Genomic DNA, 17,631 nt, shown 5'->3' with positions numbered 1-17,631 from the left:
CCCAGGGACAAGAGTCCTGCGGCGGGCAAAGAATCATTGGGCCGTTCGTAGGGACTCCACAAAGAAACAGAGTGGGCCGCAGCACGCCCTCACAGAGACCTTGACCACATCGGGGGGCTAGGGTTTCCCCGAGGAGTCCCGCGCACCGCCGTGCTACAAGGGATTTCACGGGTCGAGCGGGCCTCGCATCACGCTCCGTGTGGGCAAGCTCACCTTTGGGGACGCCTCGTGGTGCCGTGTCGGCAGTCCCTAAACTCGGCTTGTTTCAAGGAGGGAGCCTCAATCGTGCGCAAGGTGCTCATCGCCAACCGTGGCGAAATCGCTGTCCGCGTGGCCCGGGCCTGCCGGGATGCCGGTATCGCGAGCGTTGCCGTCTACGCCGACCCGGACCGGGACGCTCTGCATGTCCGCGCCGCGGATGAGGCGTTCGCCCTGGGCGGTGACACCCCGGCGACCAGCTATCTCGACATCGGGAAGGTGCTCAACGCCGCCCGTGAGTCCGGTGCGGACGCCGTCCATCCGGGATACGGCTTCCTCTCGGAGAACGCCGAGTTCGCGCAGGCGGTCCTGGACGCGGGTCTGATCTGGATCGGCCCGCCGCCGCAGGCCATCCGGGACCTCGGCGACAAGGTCGCCGCCCGGCACATCGCCCAGCGGGCCGGTGCCCCGCTGGTGGCCGGCACGCCCGACCCGGTCTCCGGCGCCGACGAGGTCGTCGCCTTCGCCGAGGAGCACGGCCTGCCGATCGCGATCAAGGCCGCCTTCGGTGGCGGCGGTCGCGGCCTGAAGGTCGCCCGCACCCTCGACGAGGTGCCGGAGCTGTACGACTCGGCCGTCCGCGAGGCGGTCGCCGCCTTCGGCCGCGGCGAGTGCTTCGTCGAGCGCTACCTCGACAAGCCGCGCCACGTCGAGACCCAGTGCCTCGCCGACCAGCACGGCAACGTGGTCGTCGTCTCGACGCGCGACTGCTCGCTGCAGCGCCGCCACCAGAAGCTGGTCGAGGAGGCCCCGGCGCCGTTCCTGTCCGACGAGCAGATGGCCGAGCTGTACCGCGCCTCCAAGGCCATCCTCAAGGAGGCCGGCTACGTCGGTGCGGGCACCGTCGAGTTCCTCGTCGGCAACGACGGCACGATCTCCTTCCTGGAGGTCAACACCCGTCTCCAGGTGGAGCACCCGGTCACCGAGGAGGTCACCGGCATCGACCTGGTCCGCGAGATGTTCCGCATCGCCGACGGCGAGGAGCTGGGCTACGGCGACCCCGCCATCCGGGGTCACTCGTTCGAGTTCCGCATCAACGGCGAGGACCCGGGCCGGGGCTTCCTGCCCGCCCCCGGCACCGTGACCCTCTTCAGCCCGCCGTCGGGTCCGGGCGTCCGCCTGGACGCGGGCGTGGAGTCCGGCAGCGTGATCGGCCCGGCCTGGGACTCCCTGCTGGCCAAGCTGATCGTCACCGGCGCCACCCGGCAGCAGGCGCTGCAGCGCGCCGCCCGCGCCCTGGCGGAGTTCCAGGTCGAGGGCATGGCCACCGCGCTCCCGTTCCACCGCGCGGTCGTGACGGACCCGGCGTTCGCCCCCGAGGTGCACGGCAAGGAGGGCCCGTTCACGATCTTCACCCGCTGGATCGAGACCGAGTTCGTCAACGAGATCAAGCCCTTCGCCGCCCCCGCCGACGCCGAGGCGGACGAGGACGCGGGCCGTGAGACGGTCGTCGTCGAGGTCGGCGGCAAGCGCCTGGAGGTCTCCCTCCCGGCCTCGCTGGGCATGACCCTGGCCCGTACCGGCCTCGCCGCGGGCGCCAAGCCGAAGCGTCGCGCGGCGAAGAAGTCCGGGCCGGTGGCGTCCGGTGACACCCTCACGTCCCCCATGCAGGGCACCATCGTCAAGGTGGCCGTGGAGGAGGGCCAGGAGGTCAAGGAGGGCGACCTGGTCGTCGTCCTGGAGGCCATGAAGATGGAGCAGCCCCTGAACGCCCACAAGGCCGGCACCGTGAAGGGCCTGTCGGCCGAGGTCGGCGCCTCCCTCACGTCGGGCGCGGCGATCTGCGAGATCAAGGACTGACCTGCGCGCCCGAGGTTCCCCGTGCCCACGTCCCAAGGGGCGCGGGGAACCGCGCATAGGGGCGCGGGGAACCGCGCATCAGGGGCGCGGGGAACTGCGCACCAGGGGCGCGGGGAACTGCGCGACCAGCCACCCACGCACCCGCACCCGCACCCGCACCCGCACCCGCACCCGCAGACCGAACCCCACGCATCCGCGGCGTCCCCGCACCGCCGGAGGCAACCGGCGGCTACCGCCGCCGCAGGTCGGCGACGCGCGCCCGCTCGGCGCCCGCCCCCGGGTCCCCCATCACCGGCGCCGACCGCAGCCCCGAGGGCACCCGGCGCGGCGCGGGCAGGGCCACGTCCCTGCGCTGCTGCCGCCCGGCGGGCTCACCGTTTCCCGAGGCTCCCGCCACGGCGATCTGCACGCCCTGGTCCGCGAGCGCCTGGAGTTCCGTCTGGGCCCGGTCGTCATGGGCCGGCGGCTCGTCCGTGACCAGCCGGGTGATCAGGTCCGTCGGCACCGTCTGGAACATCGTGTCGGTGCCGAGCTTGGTGTGGTCGGCCAGGACCACGACCTCGGCGGCGGCCTGCACCAGCGCCCGGTCGACGGACGCGGAGAGCATGTTCGACGTGGACAGCCCGCGCTCGGCGGTCAGCCCACTGCCGGAGATGAAGGCCCGGGACACCCGCAGCCCCTGGAGGGACTGTTCGGCGCCGCTGCCGACGAGGGCGTAGTTGGACCCGCGCAGCGTGCCGCCGGTCATCACGACCTCGACCCGGTTCGCGTGGGCCAGCGCCTGGGCGACGAGCAGGGAGTTGGTGACGACGGTGAGTCCGGGCACCCGGGCGAGCCGGCGGGCCAGCTCCTGGGTGGTGGTCCCCGCCCCGACGACGATGGCCTCCCCCTCCTCCACGAAGTTCGCGGCGAGGTCGGCGATGGCCGTCTTCTCGGCGGTCGCGAGATGCGATTTCTGCGGAAAGCCGGACTCCCGCGTGAACCCGCCCGGCAGTACCGCACCGCCGTGCCGGCGGTCGAGGAGTCCTTCTGCCTCCAGTGCGCGCACGTCCCGCCGTACGGTCACTTCGGAGGTCTGGACGACGCGGGCGAGCTCACGGAGCGACACGGCCCCGTTCGCCCGCACCATTTCGAGGATCAATTGGCGACGTTCTGCAGCGAACACGAAACTGACAGTAACCCCAACGACCGACTGCGTTCAGCTGTTTGCACTGAATAACAGAAATTGTTCGCACAGCGGGGCGGGAAGTGGTATAGGGGGTCAGATCTCCCCAGCGGTCTTCCTGGTGTGCAGTTGACGTGCCACTTCGGCGATCGAGCCCGACAGGGACGGGTACACGGTGAACGCGTTCGCGATCTGTTCGACCGTCAGATTGTTGTCGACGGCGATCGAGATGGGGTGGATCAGTTCCGAGGCGCGCGGCGCCACGACCACACCGCCGACCACGATCCCGGTGCCCGGACGGCAGAAGATCTTGACGAAGCCGTCCCGGATGCCCTGCATCTTGGCGCGCGGGTTGCGCAGCAGCGGCAGCTTCACCACCCGGGCGTCGATCTTGCCGGCCTCGACGTCGGCCTGGGTGTAGCCGACGGTGGCGATCTCCGGGTCGGTGAAAACGTTCGACGAGACCGTCTTCAGGTTCAGCGGGGCCACCGCGTCACCCAGGAAGTGGTACATGGCGATGCGTCCCTGCATCGCGGCGACCGAGGCGAGGGCGAAGACGCCGGTGACGTCACCTGCCGCGTACACGTTCGGGGCCGTGGTGCGCGAGACGCGGTCGGTCCAGATGTGGCCGGAGTCGCGGAGCCTGACGCCGGCCTCCTCCAGGCCGAGGCCCTCGCTGTTGGGGATGGCGCCGACGGCCATGAGGCAGTGGCTGCCGGTGATGACCCGGCCGTCGGCCAGGGTGACCTCGACCCGGTCGCCGACCCGCTTGGCGGACTGGGCGCGGGAGCGGGCCATGACGTTCATGCCGCGGCGGCGGAAGACGTCCTCCAGGACGGCGGCGGCGTCCGGGTCCTCGCCGGGCAGCACGCGGTCCCGGGAGGAGACGAGGGTGACCCGCGACCCGAGGGCCTGGTAGGCGCCGGCGAACTCGGCGCCGGTGACACCGGAGCCGACCACGATGAGTTCCTCGGGCAACTCGGTCAGGTCGTACACCTGGGTCCAGTTCAGGATGCGCTCGCCGTCCGGCTGGGCGTCGGGCAGCTCGCGCGGGTGGCCGCCGGTGGCGATGAGCACGGCGTCGGCGGTGAGGGTCTCCTCGGTGCCGTCGGCGACGGACACGACGACCTTGCGGGAGCCGTCGAGCGACTGCCCGCCGTCCAGCCGGCCCCGGCCGCGCATGACCCGGGCGCCGGCCCGGGTGACGGAGGCGGTGATGTCGTGCGACTGGGCGAGCGCGAGGCGCTTCACACGCCGGTTCACCTTGCCCAGGTCGACGCCGACCACCCGGGCGGACTGCTCCAGGGGCGGGGTGTCGTCGGCGACGATGATGCCGAGCTCCTCGTACGAGGAGTCGAAGGTGGTCATCACCTCGGCCGTGGCGATCAGGGTCTTCGACGGCACGCAGTCGGTCAGCACCGACGCTCCGCCCAGACCGTCGCAGTCGACGACGGTCACCTCCGCGCCGAGCTGCGCGGCGACCAGCGCCGCTTCATATCCGCCGGGTCCGCCACCGATGATCACGATCCGAGTCACGTACTCCATTGTCCCGCACGCGTCGCGGTGCCACCGCCCGGGGGCTCGCGGAGCGGCGGGGCCGTTACCGGAGTGACGCCTGTGCCGCCTGCCGTACCCTCTCCCCATGTCGCTCTACGCCGCGTACGCCGGCAATCTCGACGCGCGGCTGATGACCCGCCGCGCCCCCCACTCGCCGCTGCGCGCCACCGGCTGGCTGAACGGGTGGCGGCTGACCTTCGGCGGCGAGCACTGGGGGCTTCCCCCGGCCGGCCCGGAGGGCGCCGCCGACGCGGGCCTCGCCGAGGGCTGGAGCGGTGCGCTGGCGACCATCGTCGAGGACCCGCTGTCCCAGGTCTTCGTCGCGCTGTACGACATCGCCGCGATGGACGAGGAGACGCTGGACCGCTGGGAGGGCGTCGGCCTGGACGTCTACCGCCGGGTCCGGGTCCGCGTCCACACCCTGGACGGTGAGGAGCCCGCCTGGGCGTACGTCCTCAACGGCTACGAGGGCGGCCTGCCCTCGGCCCGCTACCTCGGCGAGATCGCCGACGCGGCGGAGTCGGCCGGCGCCCCCCACGACTACGTGATGGAGCTGCGCAAGCGGCCCTGCTGACGGAGTCCGGCCGCCCCGACCGGACCCCGTCCACCCCGGCCGACCGGGCCTTCGTCGGAAACGACAAGACAACGATCGCCGTCCCGTGCGCCCCGTCATCTACGCGCGTAGGCGGAAAAGGGCTACCCTCAACCCGTGAACGCTTCTCTTCTTCCGGACGACATCCAGGGCGACCCCCGTGCCGCCGCCGACGCCGCCGCCGTGCGCCTGCGGGAGCTGACGGGCGCCGAGACCCACGACGTCGCCCTCGTGATGGGCTCCGGCTGGGCTCCGGCCGTGGACGCCCTCGGCGCCCCCGACGCCGAGTTCCAGGTCACCGAGCTGCCCGGCTTCCCGCCGCCGGCGGTCGCGGGCCACGGCGGCAAGATCCGCTCGTACCGGATCGGTGACAAGCGCGCCCTGGTCTTCCTCGGCCGCACGCACTACTACGAGGGCCGCGGTGTCGCCGCCGTCGCGCACGGCGTACGCACCGCCGCCGCCGCCGGCTGCAAGACGGTGGTCCTCACCAACGGCTGCGGCGGTCTGCGCGAGGGCATGCGCCCCGGCCAGCCCGTGCTGATCAGCGACCACATCAACCTCACGGCGACGTCGCCGATCGTGGGCGCGAACTTCGTGGACCTCACGGACCTCTACTCCCCGCGCCTGCGCGCGCTGTGCAAGGAGGTCGACCCGACGCTGGAGGAGGGCGTCTACGCCCAGTTCCCCGGCCCGCACTACGAGACGCCGGCCGAGATCCGGATGGCCCGGGTCATCGGCGCCGACCTCGTCGGCATGTCGACCGTGCTGGAGGCCATCGCGGCCCGCGAGGCGGGCGCCGAGGTGCTCGGCATCTCCCTGGTCACCAACCTCGCCGCCGGTATGACCGGCGAGCCCCTGAACCACGAGGAGGTGCTCCAGGCCGGTCGTGACTCCGCCGCCCGCATGGGCACCCTCCTGGCCCAGGTCCTGAACCGCCTGTAGCGCCGGGCACCCGCCGGGGGCCGGGCCCCCGGCGGGGTCGCAGGGGGCGGGAGCCCCAGGGGACGGACACCGCACAACCGAACACCAGAGAGGTTGATCCGACGTGCAAGACGACCTGATGGCACGGGCCGACGCGTGGCTCACCGAGGACCCGGACCCCGAGACCCGCGCCGAGCTCGCCGCGCTGATCGAGGCGGGCGACGTCACGGAACTCGCCGCCCGCTTCGCCGGCACCCTCCAGTTCGGCACCGCCGGCCTGCGGGGCGAACTGGGCGCCGGCCCGATGCGCATGAACCGCTCGGTCGTCATTCGCGCGGCCGCCGGACTGGCCGCCTATCTGAAGAAGCGGGGCGGGGACGGTGGCCTGGTCGTCATCGGCTACGACGCCCGCCACAAGTCGGCCGACTTCGCCCGCGACACCGCCGCCGTGATGACCGGCGCCGGCCTGCGCGCGGCCGTTCTGCCCCGCCCCCTGCCCACCCCCGTGCTCGCCTTCGCCATAAGGCACCTCGGCGCGGTCGCGGGCGTGGAGGTCACCGCGAGCCACAACCCGCCCCGCGACAACGGCTACAAGGTCTACCTCGGCGACGGCTCCCAGATCGTGCCGCCCGCCGACGCCGAGATCGCCGCCGAGATCGCCGCGATCCCGAGCCTGACCACGGTCGACCGCCCCACCGAGGGCTGGCAGACCCTGGACGACTCGGTCCTGGACGCCTACCTCGCCCGCACGGACGCGGTCCTGTCCCCCGCCTCCCCGCGCACGGCCCGCACGGTCTACACGGCCATGCACGGCGTCGGCAAGGACGTCGTCCTGGCCGCCTTCGCCCGGGCCGGCTTCCCGGCTCCTGTCCTCGTCGCCGAGCAGGCCGAACCGGACCCCGAATTCCCCACGGTCGCCTTCCCCAACCCGGAAGAGCCCGGTGCGATGGACCTGGCCTTCGCCAAGGCCCGCGAGACCGGCCCTGACCTGGTCATCGCCAACGACCCCGACGCCGACCGGTGCGCCGTGGCCGTCCGGGACGGCGCCGACTGGCGCATGCTGCGCGGTGACGAGGTCGGCGCCCTGCTCGCCGCCCACCTCGTCGCACGCGGTGTGACGGGCACCTTCGCGGAGTCGATCGTCTCCTCCTCCCTCCTCGGCCGCATCGCCGAGAAGGCGGGCCTCGGCTACGAGGAGACCCTGACCGGCTTCAAGTGGATCGCCCGCGTGGACGACCTGCGCTACGGCTACGAGGAGGCCCTCGGCTACTGCGTGGACCCCGAGGGCGTGCGCGACAAGGACGGCATCACCGCCGCCCTGCTGATCACCGAGCTCGCCTCCGAGCTGAAGGAGCAGAACCGCACGCTCCTCGACCTGCTCGACGACATCGCCGTCGAACACGGCCTGCACGCCACCGACCAGCTCTCGGTCCGCGTCCAGGACCTCTCGGTGATCGCCGACGCCATGCGCCGCCTGCGCGAGCAGCCGCCGACGTCCCTCGCCGGCCTGACGATCACCGAGGCGGAGGACCTCACCCGGGGTACGAAGACCCTGCCGCCCACCGACGGCCTGCGCTACACCCTCACCGGGGCCCGCGTCATCGTCCGCCCCAGCGGCACCGAGCCCAAGCTCAAGTGCTACCTGGAGGTCGTCGTGCCGGTCGGGACGCACGCCGACCTGGCGGCGGCCCGGGCGAAGGCGACGGACCTGCTGACGGCGATCAAGGGGGACCTCTCCGCCGCCGCGGGTATCTGACGGCCCGGACGTCACCCGGCGGGCCGCCCCCTCACCCGGAGGGAGGCGGCTCATCGGGTGATGCCGCAGCGCGGCCGCACTGTGGGACACGGACAGAAGCCACCCCCGGGGACGCCGGACTGCCCACCCGGCGCCGGGGGCGCCTGCGAAGCCGCCGCCGGGTCCCGCGCCGCCCCCGCCACCTCGCCGAGCGACCGCCTGCCGGGCTCCCGACGACACCCCGACGCCCTCGCGGCCGCCCCTGCCCCACCGCTGCCGCGCCCAGGCGGCCACCGGCGAGCGGAGCACGGCCAGGGCCGGGCCGACATCGGCCGCACCCGCCGGACGGACGGGCGCGAGCACGCGGACGAGGGGCACGGGCGCGGGGGTGCGGCGTGCGGGAGGCGCCACGGGCACGGGGATGCAGCGCGGGGGATGATCCACGGGCGCAGAGGCACAGCGTGCGGGAGGCGCCACGGGCGCGGGGGTGCGGCGTGCGGGAGGAGCCACAGGCGCGGGGATGCAGCGCGGGGGATGATCCACGGGCGCAGAGGCACAGCGTGCGGGAGGCGCCACGGGCGCGGGGGTGCGGCGTGCAGGAGGCGCCACAGGCGCGGGGATGCAGCGCGGGGGATGATCCACGGGCGCAGAGGCACAGCGTGCGGGAGGCGCCACGGGCGCGGGGGTGCGGCGTGCAGGAGGCGCCACAGGCGCGGGAGTGCACCGTGCGGCGGGCTACAGCGGGGGCGGCAGGTGCGGCGGGAAGAACGCGTGGCGCTCACCGCGTGACCGAACCGCGGTGGCCGACTGGTCCCGGCCCGGCCCGGCGTGTCCTTACCGGCCTCGGCAACGCGAAAGGACCGGGCGGCGAAGCCGTCCGGCCAGGAGCGCCCAGGTCACCCCATGGCGGCGACGATCACGAGGACCACCGCGCCCGCCAGCGCCGGTCCGAGGATCTCCCATGCCCAGCGGACGCTCACCTCGCCCTGGGCACTCGGCGCGCCGGCGCGGCTCTCCTGCAGCTCACGCAGTTCGTCCATGACCTTGTCGGTGGCCGCGCGCACGGGCCCTTCCTGCGGGGCGCCGCGCCGCGGGACGGGCCCGTGGCCGGCGGGGTCCCGGGCGTCCCGCCCCTCGGTCCGCTGCTGCGTGGCGCGCGCCTCCTGCCGGGCCGCCCGCTTGCGCGCCCGCAGGGAGACCGGGACGGACCAGAGCTGGAACTTGCGCCCGTCCTCGGTGAAGAGCTCGTTGGAGTACCCGGAGCGCAGTCCGGCCACCTGCCCCCACGGCACCACGATCACGCGGAACGGGTTGCGCACCCGCAGCCGGTCCTGGCCCGCGTAGACGGCGGGCCGCAGCGTGAAGGCCACCACCAGCGGCACCGCGAGGATCATCCCGGCCAGCGCCAGCCACGGCGTACGCCCGTCGCCGTTGACGATCGCGTCGATGCCGAGCCATGCCATGACGGCGAGCAGGGCAACGCCGCCGGCGACCGCCATCGACGACCGGTACACCCGGTCCGGGAACTCGGGCTCCGGGGGCTGCGGCGCGGGTGACTGGTGATCGGGGCTCGTCATGGCCCCGATTCTGCCTCACGCCACGAGGTCGGCGTAAAGGATGATGTTGTCGGGCCGGTGGCCGTCCACGAGGTCTCCCCCGCAGGTGATCAGGCGCAGCTCGGGGCGCGTGGTGTTCCCGTAGACCTTGTCGGTGGGGAACGTCTTCTTGTCCACCTGCTCGATCTCGCGGACGCGGAAGTCCGCTGTCGTTCCGTCGGCGCGGGAGACGCTGATCGTGTCGCCGGCCTCGATCCGCGCGACGTTCCTCAGCACGGCCGGGCCCTTCGCGGTGTCGAAGTGGCCGATGAGGACGGCGGGTCCGGTCTCACCGGGTGTCACGCCCTTGTCGTACCAGCCGATGCGGTCGGCCTGCTCCGCCGGGGGCACCTCGACGGTGCCGTCGGCGGCCAGACCGAGCTCCAGGACGGGCCCGGTGTCGACTCCGGCGGCGGGGATGCGCACCCGGACGGGCTTCGCCGCGGCCATCGGCCGGACGGTCTCCGCAGGGGAGGCAGGTGCGGCGGTGGTGGGCCGGACGTGGGCGGGCGGGGTGGCCGGCGGTTCCTCGTGATCGCTGCCGCATCCGAGCAGCGTGGCGGCGGCGAGGAGGGTGAACAGCGCCGCGGCGGTTCGTCGGGGGGACATGTGCCTTCCTGGGGGGGGGACGGAACGGACGGGCCACCGTGTCGTGTCCGCCGCGTCCGGAGTGGCTGACGGGTCGGACGTGGCTGACGCGTCGGGCAGGGCGCCCCGCGGCCCGGCTCCGGCGCACCGGAGCCGGGCCGTGGGCGCACACCGTCCTCAGTCGGTGCGGCGGCGGACGAAGAACACGAAGCCGAGGCCCGCGGCGGCGAGCGCGGCGGCCCCCGCGCCGGAGGCGACGAGCACGGTGTCGCCGTCACCCGTGGAGCCGTCCGTGGACAGCTCCGCGCCGGCGGCGACGGCACCCCGCGGCACGACGGTGGTCTGGGCGGTCGTGGTCCGGACGTCGCCGGCCGGCGTGGTGCCCTGTCCGGTGCCGGAGCCGGACTTGCCGGCGTCCTGGCCGCCGTCCTCCTTCTCGTCGCCGATGAACACCGCCGGGCCCTGCTGCTTCCGGCCGATGATGTAGTTGCTGAAGGAGCCGTCGGGGTTCAGCACGACGACGGTGACGTCGTCCTGGCCGATCACCGACTCGTCGCCGTCGGCCCACAGGATGCCGAGCGAGTGGCCGTCCCGGAAGGCGTCCAGGCCGTAGACGCCGTTCTTGTGCAGCAGCTCGACGATCTTGCCGTTGGGCAGCTTGTACCTGCCCAGCTTGCCGCCCGTGACGGTGTTCCCGGTCCAGTGGTAGGTGGTGCCGTCCGGGGTGAGCACCATGTAGAGGCCGTTGTGCTGTCCGGCGACGGCGCGGCCGTCGGCGTCGAGGGTGCCGATGACGCTGCCGTCGACGATGTTCTCGGCCCGGTAGTGGTTCATCGAGAGCTGGTAGATCTTGAGGAGCGACCCGTCGGACAGCGTCTCGGTCCGTACGAGGGTGCCCTTGGCGTCGCCGCCCGCGTCAGCGGGCTCGCTGGTGACCTTGCCGTCGGAGTGCAGAGTGACCCGCACTCCGTGGAAGACCTTGGTGTCCGTCGGGTGGGCGCCGGAGCCGGTGCCGGCGTGCAGCTTGCCGAGCAGGGTGCCGTTCTGGGCGTGGACCGTGGCGTCGAACAGGGTCCCGTTCATCTCGAAGACCCGGGCGGTCAGGCCACCTTCGAGCCGGTACGTGCCCGCCGGCTCACCGGCCGGGTCACCGGCCTGCGCGCGCTGGGAGGTCAGGGTGCCGTCGGAGGACAGGATGACGCGGACCGTCCCGTAGACGCGGTAGTCCTTGACGATCGCGCCGGAGTCGCTGGTCACCCGGAGCGCGCCCAGCAGGGTGTCGCCGCGGTAGACGGCGGCGTGATAGGTGTGCTCGCCCTGCTTGTAGATCTTGCCGGTCAGCCCGTCCAGCAGCGTCGCGGTGCCGGCCTCCTCGCCTGCCGCGGAGGCGGCGGCCGGGGCGGGACCGTCGGCCGCGAAAGCGGTGGCGACGGGCGCGAGGACCGCGGCACCGAGAGCGGCGGCCGTGACGGCGGTACGGAGGATCTGGCGGCGCATGACGACTCCAAGTCGATGTCGAGCACGGTTGGATGAGAGAGTCGCATGCCGGTTTCACTGGCTCCCTGTGGCGACCGGGGCGGCGTGGTTTCGGCTGCAGGAACAAAACTAGTGATCTTGTAAGACGGACCTGTCCGTTCCATGTCACAGAGGCGTGACAGGGGTCACTTCCGCTCCGCCGGGCAAGCCGTTCACGTCGCCGGGGTATACAGCCGCTACGCGCGTAGATATGCTCGTCTGGTGACCATGCCCAGTACTGCACCTGTCGCGCACGCTCTCCGGGACGCCACCGCGTCCGACAGCACGCTGCGCCGCTTCCTCCACGGGCTGCCCGGCGTCGACGCGGTCGGCCTGGAGGCGCGCGCCGCCTCGCTCGGCACCCGTTCCATCAAGACCACCGCGAAGGCGTACGCCATCGACCTCGCCATCTCGATGGTCGACCTGACGACGCTGGAAGGCGCGGACACCCCGGGCAAGGTCCGGGCGCTCGGCGCCAAGGCGGTCCACCCCGACCCGACCGACCGCTCCACGCCCACCACGGCCGCGGTCTGCGTCTATCCCGACATGGTGGCCGTCGCCAAGCAGGCCGTCGCCGGCTCCGGTGTGAAGGTCGCCTCGGTCGCCACCGCCTTCCCCGCGGGCCGCGCCGCGCTCGACGTGAAACTGGCCGACGTGCGGGACGCCGTCGCCGCGGGCGCCGACGAGATCGACATGGTCATCGACCGCGGGGCGTTCCTCGCGGGCCGGTACCTGAAGGTGTACGACGAGATCGTCGCGGTGAAGGAGGCCTGCGGGACGTCGGCCCGCCTGAAGGTCATCTTCGAGACCGGCGAGCTCTCGACGTACGACAACATCCGCCGCGCCAGCTGGCTCGGCATGCTCGCCGGCGCCGACTTCATCAAGACCTCGACGGGCAAGGTCGCGGTGAACGCAACCCCCGCCAACACCCTGCTGATGCTGGAGGCCGTCCGCGACTTCCGCGCCCAGACCGGGGTACAGGTCGGGGTGAAGCCCGCGGGCGGCATCCGCACCACCAAGGACGCGATCAAGTTCCTGGTCCTGGTCAACGAGACCGCCGGCGCGGACTGGCTGGACAACCACTGGTTCCGCTTCGGCGCCTCCTCGCTGCTGAACGACCTGCTCATGCAGCGCCAGAAGCTGGCCACCGGCCGCTACTCCGGCCCCGACTACGTGACGGTGGACTGACCGACATGACCTCCCCCTTCGAATACGCACCCGCGCCCGAGTCCCGCTCGGTCGTCGACATCGCCCCGTCCTACGGCCTGTTCATCGACGGCGAGTTCACCGAGGCCGCCGACGGCAAGGTCTTCAAGACCGTCAGCCCGTCGACCGAGGAAGTCCTCTCCGAGGTCGCCCAGGCCGGCGAGGCCGACGTGGACCGTGCCGTGCAGGCCGCCCGCAGGGCCTTCGCGAAGTGGTCGGCACTGCCGGGCGCGGAGCGCGCGAAGTACCTCTTCCGCATCGCCCGGATCATCCAGGAGCGCAGCCGTGAACTGGCCGTCCTGGAGACGCTGGACAACGGCAAGCCGATCAAGGAGACCCGCGACGCCGACCTCCCCCTGGTCGCCGCGCACTTCTTCTACTACGCGGGCTGGGCCGACAAGCTCGACCACGCGGGCCTCGGCGCCGATCCGCGGCCGCTGGGCGTGGCCGGCCAGGTCATCCCCTGGAACTTCCCGCTGCTGATGCTGGCGTGGAAGATCGCCCCGGCCCTCGCGACCGGCAACACGGTCGTGCTGAAGCCGGCCGAGACCACCCCGCTGTCCGCCCTGTTCTTCGCGGACATCTGCCGTCAGGCGGGCCTGCCCAAGGGCGTCGTGAACATCCTCCCGGGCTACGGCGACACGGGCGCCGCGCTGGTGGCGCACCCGGACGTGGACAAGGTCGCCTTCACCGGTTCCACGGCCGTCGGCAAGCAGATCGCGCGCTCGGTCGCGGGCACGCACAAGAAGGTCACGCTGGAACTGGGCGGCAAGGGCGCCAACATCGTCTTCGACGACGCCCCGATCGACCAGGCCGTCGAGGGCATCGTCAACGGCATCTTCTTCAACCAGGGCCAGGTCTGCTGCGCGGGCTCGCGGCTGCTGGTCCAGGAGTCGGTCCAGGACGAGCTGCTGGAGTCCCTGAAGCGGCGGCTGTCGACCCTGCGCCTGGGCGATCCGCTCGACAAGAACACCGACATCGGCGCGATCAACTCCGAGGAGCAGCTCGCCCGGATCACCACCCTCGTGGAGCGGGGCGAGGCGGAGGGCGCCGAGCGCTGGTCCCCGTCCTGCGAGATCCCCGAGGCCGGCTACTGGTTCGCCCCGACCCTGTTCACCAACGTCACCCAGGCCCACACCGTCGCCCGCGACGAGATCTTCGGCCCGGTCCTGTCGGTGCTGACCTTCCGTACGCCCGACGAGGCCGTCGCCAAGGCCAACAACACGCCGTACGGCCTGTCGGCGGGCATCTGGACCGAGAAGGGCTCGCGCATCCTGGCCGTCGCCGGCAAGCTGCGGGCGGGCGTGATCTGGTCCAACACGTTCAACAAGTTCGACCCGACCTCGCCGTTCGGCGGCTACAAGGAGTCGGGCTTCGGCCGCGAGGGCGGCCGCCACGGCCTGGAGGCGTACCTCGCCCCGTCGAGCCCGGAGGGCGAGCGATGAAAAACACTGCTGACGCGACCCGTCTCGCTGTCTTCAAGACCTACAAGCTGTACGTCGGGGGCAAGTTCCCCCGCTCCGAAAGCGGCCGGGTGTACGAAGTGACCGACTCCAAGGGCAACTGGCTGGCCAACGCGCCGCAGTCGAGCCGCAAGGACGCCCGTGACGCGGTCGTCGCCGCCCGCAAGGCGTTCGGTGCCTGGTCGGGCGCCACGGCCTACAACCGGGGGCAGATCCTCTACCGCGTCGCGGAGATGCTGGAGGGCCGCCGGGACCAGTTCGTGCGCGAGGTCGCCGACGCGGAGGGCCTGTCGAAGTCGAAGGCGGCCGCCGTCGTGGACGCGGCGATCGACCGCTGGGTCTGGTACGCGGGCTGGACCGACAAGATCGCCCAGGTGGTCGGCGGCGCCAACCCGGTCGCGGGCCCGTACTTCAACCTCTCCTCCCCCGAGCCGACGGGCGTGGTGGCGGTACTCGCCCCGCAGGAGTCGTCCTTCCTGGGCCTGGTCTCGGTGATCGCCCCGGTGATCGCGACCGGCAACACGGCGGTGGTGATCGCGAGCGAGAAGTCCCCGCTGCCCGCGCTGTCCCTGGGCGAGGTCCTGGCGACGTCCGACCTGCCCGGCGGCGTCGTCAACGTCCTGTCCGGCCGCACGGCGGAGATCGCGGCGCCGCTCGCCGCCCACCAGGACGTCAACGCGATCGACCTGGCCGGTGCCGACGAGACGCTGGCGACGGAGCTGGAGATCGCGGCGGCCGACAACCTCAAGCGCGTCCTGCGTCCACAGCCTGTGGACTACGCGCGCACGCCGGGCACCGACCGGATGACGGCGTTCCTGGAGACCAAGACGGTGTGGCACCCGACGGGGTCGCTGGGCGCGTCGGGGTCGGCGTACTAGCACTGACCGATCAGGGGACGGGGACTGCGCGGCGTTGACGGCGGAGCATCACACCGTGACCGCCTCGCGCGGTTCCCCACCCCCCTGCCCGGTGCCGTCAGTTGGGGCCCAGCAGCCCCGCCACCTCCCCCACCACCGGCATGCTGCCGATCGACCGGGCCTGCGCGATCGGGCCGGTGAACGCCTGGGAGGTCAGCGGCTGGAAGTCGGCGAGCTGGGTGCCGACGCCGTTGTCCAACGGGTCCACGCCCGTACCGGCCAGCGGGTTGGGCTTGAGGCCGGTGAGGGTGCCGACGGCGTAGGGGAGGCCGGTCGTCAGGCCTTTCAGGCCGCCCTGCGGGTCGATGCGGCCGAGCGAGGTGGGGCTGGTGTGCAGCACCTCGCCGGCGTTCACCGCGTCCAGGGCCGGAACCTCCGCCGCGGCCGCGGCGCCGGTGCCCGCGCCGAGGGCCGCCCCGGCGGTGGCGAGGGCTGCCAGTACGCGTCGGGCGGTGGGGGTGTGGGGGGAGTCGTGACGGGCCATCGCTGCTGCCACCTCTTGTATCACTGCGGAAAGTAGCCAGGTCGACGCAGAGGGTAGTTGAGGTGTGACGCGTGCTTCAAAGCCGACCCGCGGGGTCGTTGACGGGCCGGTCGATGCCTCACACTGGTGTCCCGTGAGCTCCCAACCGCCCATACCCACGCGAGTCGTGCTGCTCTGCGGCCCTTCCGGCTCCGGCAAGTCCCTCCTCGCAGCCCGCTCCGGCCTGCCGGTCCTGCGGCTCGACGACTTCTACAAGGAGGGCGACGACCCCACGCTGCCGCAGGTGGCGGGGAGCTCCGACATCGACTGGGACCACCCCGGCTCCTGGGACGCGGACGCGGCGATCAGCGCGATCACCGACCTGTGCCGCACGGGCCGCACGAACGTGCCCGTCTACGACATCGCGATGAGCGCGCGCACCGGCGCGGACACGGTCGACATCGGGCCGACCCCGCTGTTCATCGCGGAGGGCATCTTCGCGGCGGAGATCGTGGAGCGCTGCCGGGACCTGGGGGTGCTGGCCGACGCGCTGTGCCTGAGCCGGGGCCCGGTGACCACGTTCCGCCGCCGCTTCGTGCGCGATCTGCGCGAGGGCCGCAAGTCGGTGCCGTTCCTGCTGCGCCGCGGCTGGCGCCTGATGAGGCTGGAACGTTCGATCATCTCCCGGCAGACCGCGTTGGGCGCGTACGCCTGCGACCGGGACGAGGCTCTGGGCCGGCTGGCGGCAGCCGCGGCGGGCGGGCGGACCCCGCAGGCCAGGACACCGGCGTAACCGTACGAGAACGGGGCCGGACGGACCCCCCGGCCCTCCAGCCCCGCTCTCGTCGTGCTCCCCCGTGGATCCCCCCCCCGGATCCCCCGTCGCGGCTCCCCCGTCGCCGCGTCACCGCGTCCCCCGTCGCGGTCCCCCCCCCGTTGCCCTCAGGCGACAAGCTCCCCGAAGGCGCTCTGCTCGTCACGGCCGAAGCTGAGGACCTCGTCCTCGCGCAGCCGGCGGAGCGACCGCCAGATGCTCGACTTCACCGTGCCGACACTGATGCCGAGGATGTCCGCGATCTCCGGGTCGGTGCGGCCCTCGTAGTAACGCAGGACCAGCATCGTCCGCTGGAGCTCGGGCAGCCGGGCCAGCGCCTGCCACAGGACCGCGCGCAGCTCGGTGCCGCGCATCGCGTCCGTGTCGCCGGGCGTCTCCGGCAGTTCCTCGGTCGGGTACTCGTTCAGCTTGCGGCGGCGCCACGCGCTGATGTGCAGGTTGGTCATGGTGCGGCGGAGGTAGCCCCCGACCGCGGCCTTGTCACTGATCCGGTCCCACGCCTTGTACGTCGAGAACAGCGCGCTCTGCAGCAGGTCCTCGGCCTCGAAGCGGTCACCGGTGAGGTGGTAGGCGGTGGCGTACAGGGAGGCGCGGCGCTCCTGGACGTAGGCGGTGAACGCCGCTTCGGCGTCCGCCGACTCCGCCGGAGAGCGTCGCCGCTCCCCCGAGTCCTCCCTGTACGCGGCTCCCCCGTGGGCCCCCGTCGCGGCTTCCCCCGTGTGCGCGTCAACCACCGTCATGTGACCGGTGTGCTGACGCCCGGTGCCGCGAGCGCACCCCCGCCCTCCCCCACGCTCGAACGCACTCGCGCGGGAGGTACCCCCTTCAGCACCGGACTTCTCGGAACCCCGGTGCACATCGTGCAGACGCGTGACCACTGCGCTGGTGCTCATGCTGTGCAGCGTGTTCATCTCGCGCCCCCCGTCGTGGACTTCCGGTGTTCGTCGGCCGGTGAGGCGATGCCTCGTCGGCCGGTGTCGAAAAGACTGCCGGGGGCACTTCATGGCCGTGTCCGCCGACT

At 72.6% G+C, this 17,631-nt stretch carries 15 protein-coding genes; 8 read left to right on the top strand and 7 right to left on the bottom strand.

Annotation, left to right across the window (positions count from 1 at the left end; translation table 11 throughout):
* Positions 1-285: 285 nt before the first annotated feature.
* Entirely contained in the window at positions 286-2,058 is a 1,773-nt protein-coding gene (locus tag AC3ET3_RS20935) for an acetyl/propionyl/methylcrotonyl-CoA carboxylase subunit alpha (RefSeq protein WP_432134680.1), read from the top strand.
* A gap of 229 nt (positions 2,059-2,287) precedes the next feature.
* On the opposite strand, the gene AC3ET3_RS20930 is transcribed toward AC3ET3_RS20935, so the two are convergent.
* Positions 2,288-3,199: a DeoR/GlpR family DNA-binding transcription regulator gene (locus AC3ET3_RS20930; protein ID WP_488191645.1), complete on the bottom strand. Its 912-nt coding sequence runs from the start codon at positions 3,197-3,199 to the stop codon at positions 2,288-2,290.
* A 120-nt stretch (positions 3,200-3,319) separates the two neighbouring features.
* Positions 3,320-4,768 (bottom strand): NAD(P)H-quinone dehydrogenase, encoded by a 1,449-nt coding sequence (locus AC3ET3_RS20925; protein WP_432134678.1) that lies wholly within the window; start codon positions 4,766-4,768, stop codon positions 3,320-3,322.
* A gap of 97 nt (positions 4,769-4,865) precedes the next feature.
* Here AC3ET3_RS20925 and AC3ET3_RS20920 point away from each other — a divergent pair, with 97 nt between their 5' ends.
* The 3 genes from AC3ET3_RS20920 to AC3ET3_RS20910 all read left to right on the top strand — a co-directional run bounded on the left by AC3ET3_RS20920 (position 4,866) and on the right by AC3ET3_RS20910 (position 8,049).
* Positions 4,866-5,354, top strand: coding sequence for a gamma-glutamylcyclotransferase (locus AC3ET3_RS20920; RefSeq protein WP_432134677.1), 489 nt, complete (start codon positions 4,866-4,868; stop codon positions 5,352-5,354).
* A gap of 135 nt (positions 5,355-5,489) precedes the next feature.
* A complete protein-coding gene (locus AC3ET3_RS20915) occupies positions 5,490-6,314 on the top strand; it encodes a purine-nucleoside phosphorylase (protein WP_432134676.1) in 825 nt (274 codons plus the stop codon).
* 103 nt (positions 6,315-6,417) lie between these two features.
* A complete protein-coding gene (locus AC3ET3_RS20910; RefSeq protein ID WP_432134675.1) occupies positions 6,418-8,049 on the top strand; it encodes a phospho-sugar mutase in 1,632 nt (543 codons plus the stop codon).
* A gap of 875 nt (positions 8,050-8,924) precedes the next feature.
* Here the strand turns inward: AC3ET3_RS20910 and AC3ET3_RS20905 are convergent.
* From AC3ET3_RS20905 to AC3ET3_RS20895, 3 genes are all read right to left on the bottom strand, one after another.
* Complete coding sequence (locus AC3ET3_RS20905) at positions 8,925-9,605, bottom strand: PH domain-containing protein (protein ID WP_432157048.1); 681 nt, start codon at positions 9,603-9,605, stop codon at positions 8,925-8,927.
* Between the two features lie 15 nt (positions 9,606-9,620).
* Positions 9,621-10,232 (bottom strand): class F sortase, encoded by a 612-nt coding sequence (locus AC3ET3_RS20900; RefSeq protein ID WP_432134673.1) that lies wholly within the window; start codon positions 10,230-10,232, stop codon positions 9,621-9,623.
* A gap of 156 nt (positions 10,233-10,388) precedes the next feature.
* Positions 10,389-11,708, bottom strand: a complete 1,320-nt coding sequence (locus AC3ET3_RS20895) for a hydroxyacylglutathione hydrolase (protein ID WP_432157047.1) — start codon at positions 11,706-11,708, stop codon at positions 10,389-10,391.
* A gap of 246 nt (positions 11,709-11,954) precedes the next feature.
* On the opposite strand from AC3ET3_RS20895, the gene deoC reads away from it, so the two are divergent.
* Genes deoC through AC3ET3_RS20880 form a run of 3 tightly spaced genes read left to right on the top strand, consistent with a single transcriptional unit; the run spans position 11,955 to position 15,273 of the window.
* Complete coding sequence (gene deoC, locus AC3ET3_RS20890; RefSeq protein ID WP_432134843.1) at positions 11,955-12,914, top strand: deoxyribose-phosphate aldolase; 960 nt, start codon at positions 11,955-11,957, stop codon at positions 12,912-12,914.
* A 5-nt stretch (positions 12,915-12,919) separates the two neighbouring features.
* On the top strand, positions 12,920-14,377 hold the full coding sequence (locus tag AC3ET3_RS20885; protein ID WP_432157046.1) for an aldehyde dehydrogenase family protein: 1,458 nt from the start codon (positions 12,920-12,922) through the stop codon (positions 14,375-14,377).
* Complete coding sequence (locus AC3ET3_RS20880; protein WP_435612632.1) at positions 14,374-15,273, top strand: aldehyde dehydrogenase family protein; 900 nt, start codon at positions 14,374-14,376, stop codon at positions 15,271-15,273. Before AC3ET3_RS20885 ends, AC3ET3_RS20880 begins: the two co-directional genes overlap by 4 nt.
* A gap of 97 nt (positions 15,274-15,370) precedes the next feature.
* On the opposite strand, the gene AC3ET3_RS20875 is transcribed toward AC3ET3_RS20880, so the two are convergent.
* On the bottom strand, positions 15,371-15,796 hold the full coding sequence (locus AC3ET3_RS20875) for a hypothetical protein (protein ID WP_435612631.1): 426 nt from the start codon (positions 15,794-15,796) through the stop codon (positions 15,371-15,373).
* 64 nt (positions 15,797-15,860) lie between these two features.
* On the opposite strand from AC3ET3_RS20875, the gene AC3ET3_RS20870 reads away from it, so the two are divergent.
* Positions 15,861-16,568: a uridine kinase family protein gene (locus AC3ET3_RS20870; protein WP_432134668.1), complete on the top strand. Its 708-nt coding sequence runs from the start codon at positions 15,861-15,863 to the stop codon at positions 16,566-16,568.
* Positions 16,569-16,717: 149 nt separating this feature from the next.
* On the opposite strand, the gene AC3ET3_RS20865 is transcribed toward AC3ET3_RS20870, so the two are convergent.
* The gene (locus AC3ET3_RS20865; protein WP_432134667.1) at positions 16,718-17,521 is read right to left on the bottom strand and encodes a SigE family RNA polymerase sigma factor; all 804 of its coding nucleotides are present in this window, start codon (positions 17,519-17,521) and stop codon (positions 16,718-16,720) included.
* Between the last annotated feature and the right edge of the window lie 110 nt (positions 17,522-17,631).

The sequence above is a fragment of the Streptomyces sp. bgisy159 genome (assembly GCF_057707805.1).
This window is presented reverse-complemented; position numbering and strand designations above follow the sequence as displayed.

Bases quoted from the DNA above. Each gene is read 5' to 3' on its own strand.
- AC3ET3_RS20880 (WP_435612632.1), top strand. From the start codon at position 14,374: ATGAAAAACACTGCTGACGCGACCCGTCTCGCTGTCTTCAAGACCTAC.
- deoC (WP_432134843.1), top strand. From the start codon at position 11,955: ATGCCCAGTACTGCACCTGTCGCGCACGCTCTCCGGGACGCCACCGCG.
- AC3ET3_RS20895 (WP_432157047.1), bottom strand. From the start codon at position 11,708: ATGCGCCGCCAGATCCTCCGTACCGCCGTCACGGCCGCCGCTCTCGGT.
- AC3ET3_RS20875 (WP_435612631.1), bottom strand. From the start codon at position 15,796: ATGGCCCGTCACGACTCCCCCCACACCCCCACCGCCCGACGCGTACTG.
- AC3ET3_RS20905 (WP_432157048.1), bottom strand. From the start codon at position 9,605: ATGACGAGCCCCGATCACCAGTCACCCGCGCCGCAGCCCCCGGAGCCC.
- AC3ET3_RS20920 (WP_432134677.1), top strand. From the start codon at position 4,866: ATGTCGCTCTACGCCGCGTACGCCGGCAATCTCGACGCGCGGCTGATG.
- AC3ET3_RS20885 (WP_432157046.1), top strand. From the start codon at position 12,920: ATGACCTCCCCCTTCGAATACGCACCCGCGCCCGAGTCCCGCTCGGTC.
- AC3ET3_RS20865 (WP_432134667.1), bottom strand. From the start codon at position 17,521: ATGAACACGCTGCACAGCATGAGCACCAGCGCAGTGGTCACGCGTCTG.
- AC3ET3_RS20900 (WP_432134673.1), bottom strand. From the start codon at position 10,232: ATGTCCCCCCGACGAACCGCCGCGGCGCTGTTCACCCTCCTCGCCGCC.
- AC3ET3_RS20925 (WP_432134678.1), bottom strand. From the start codon at position 4,768: ATGGAGTACGTGACTCGGATCGTGATCATCGGTGGCGGACCCGGCGGA.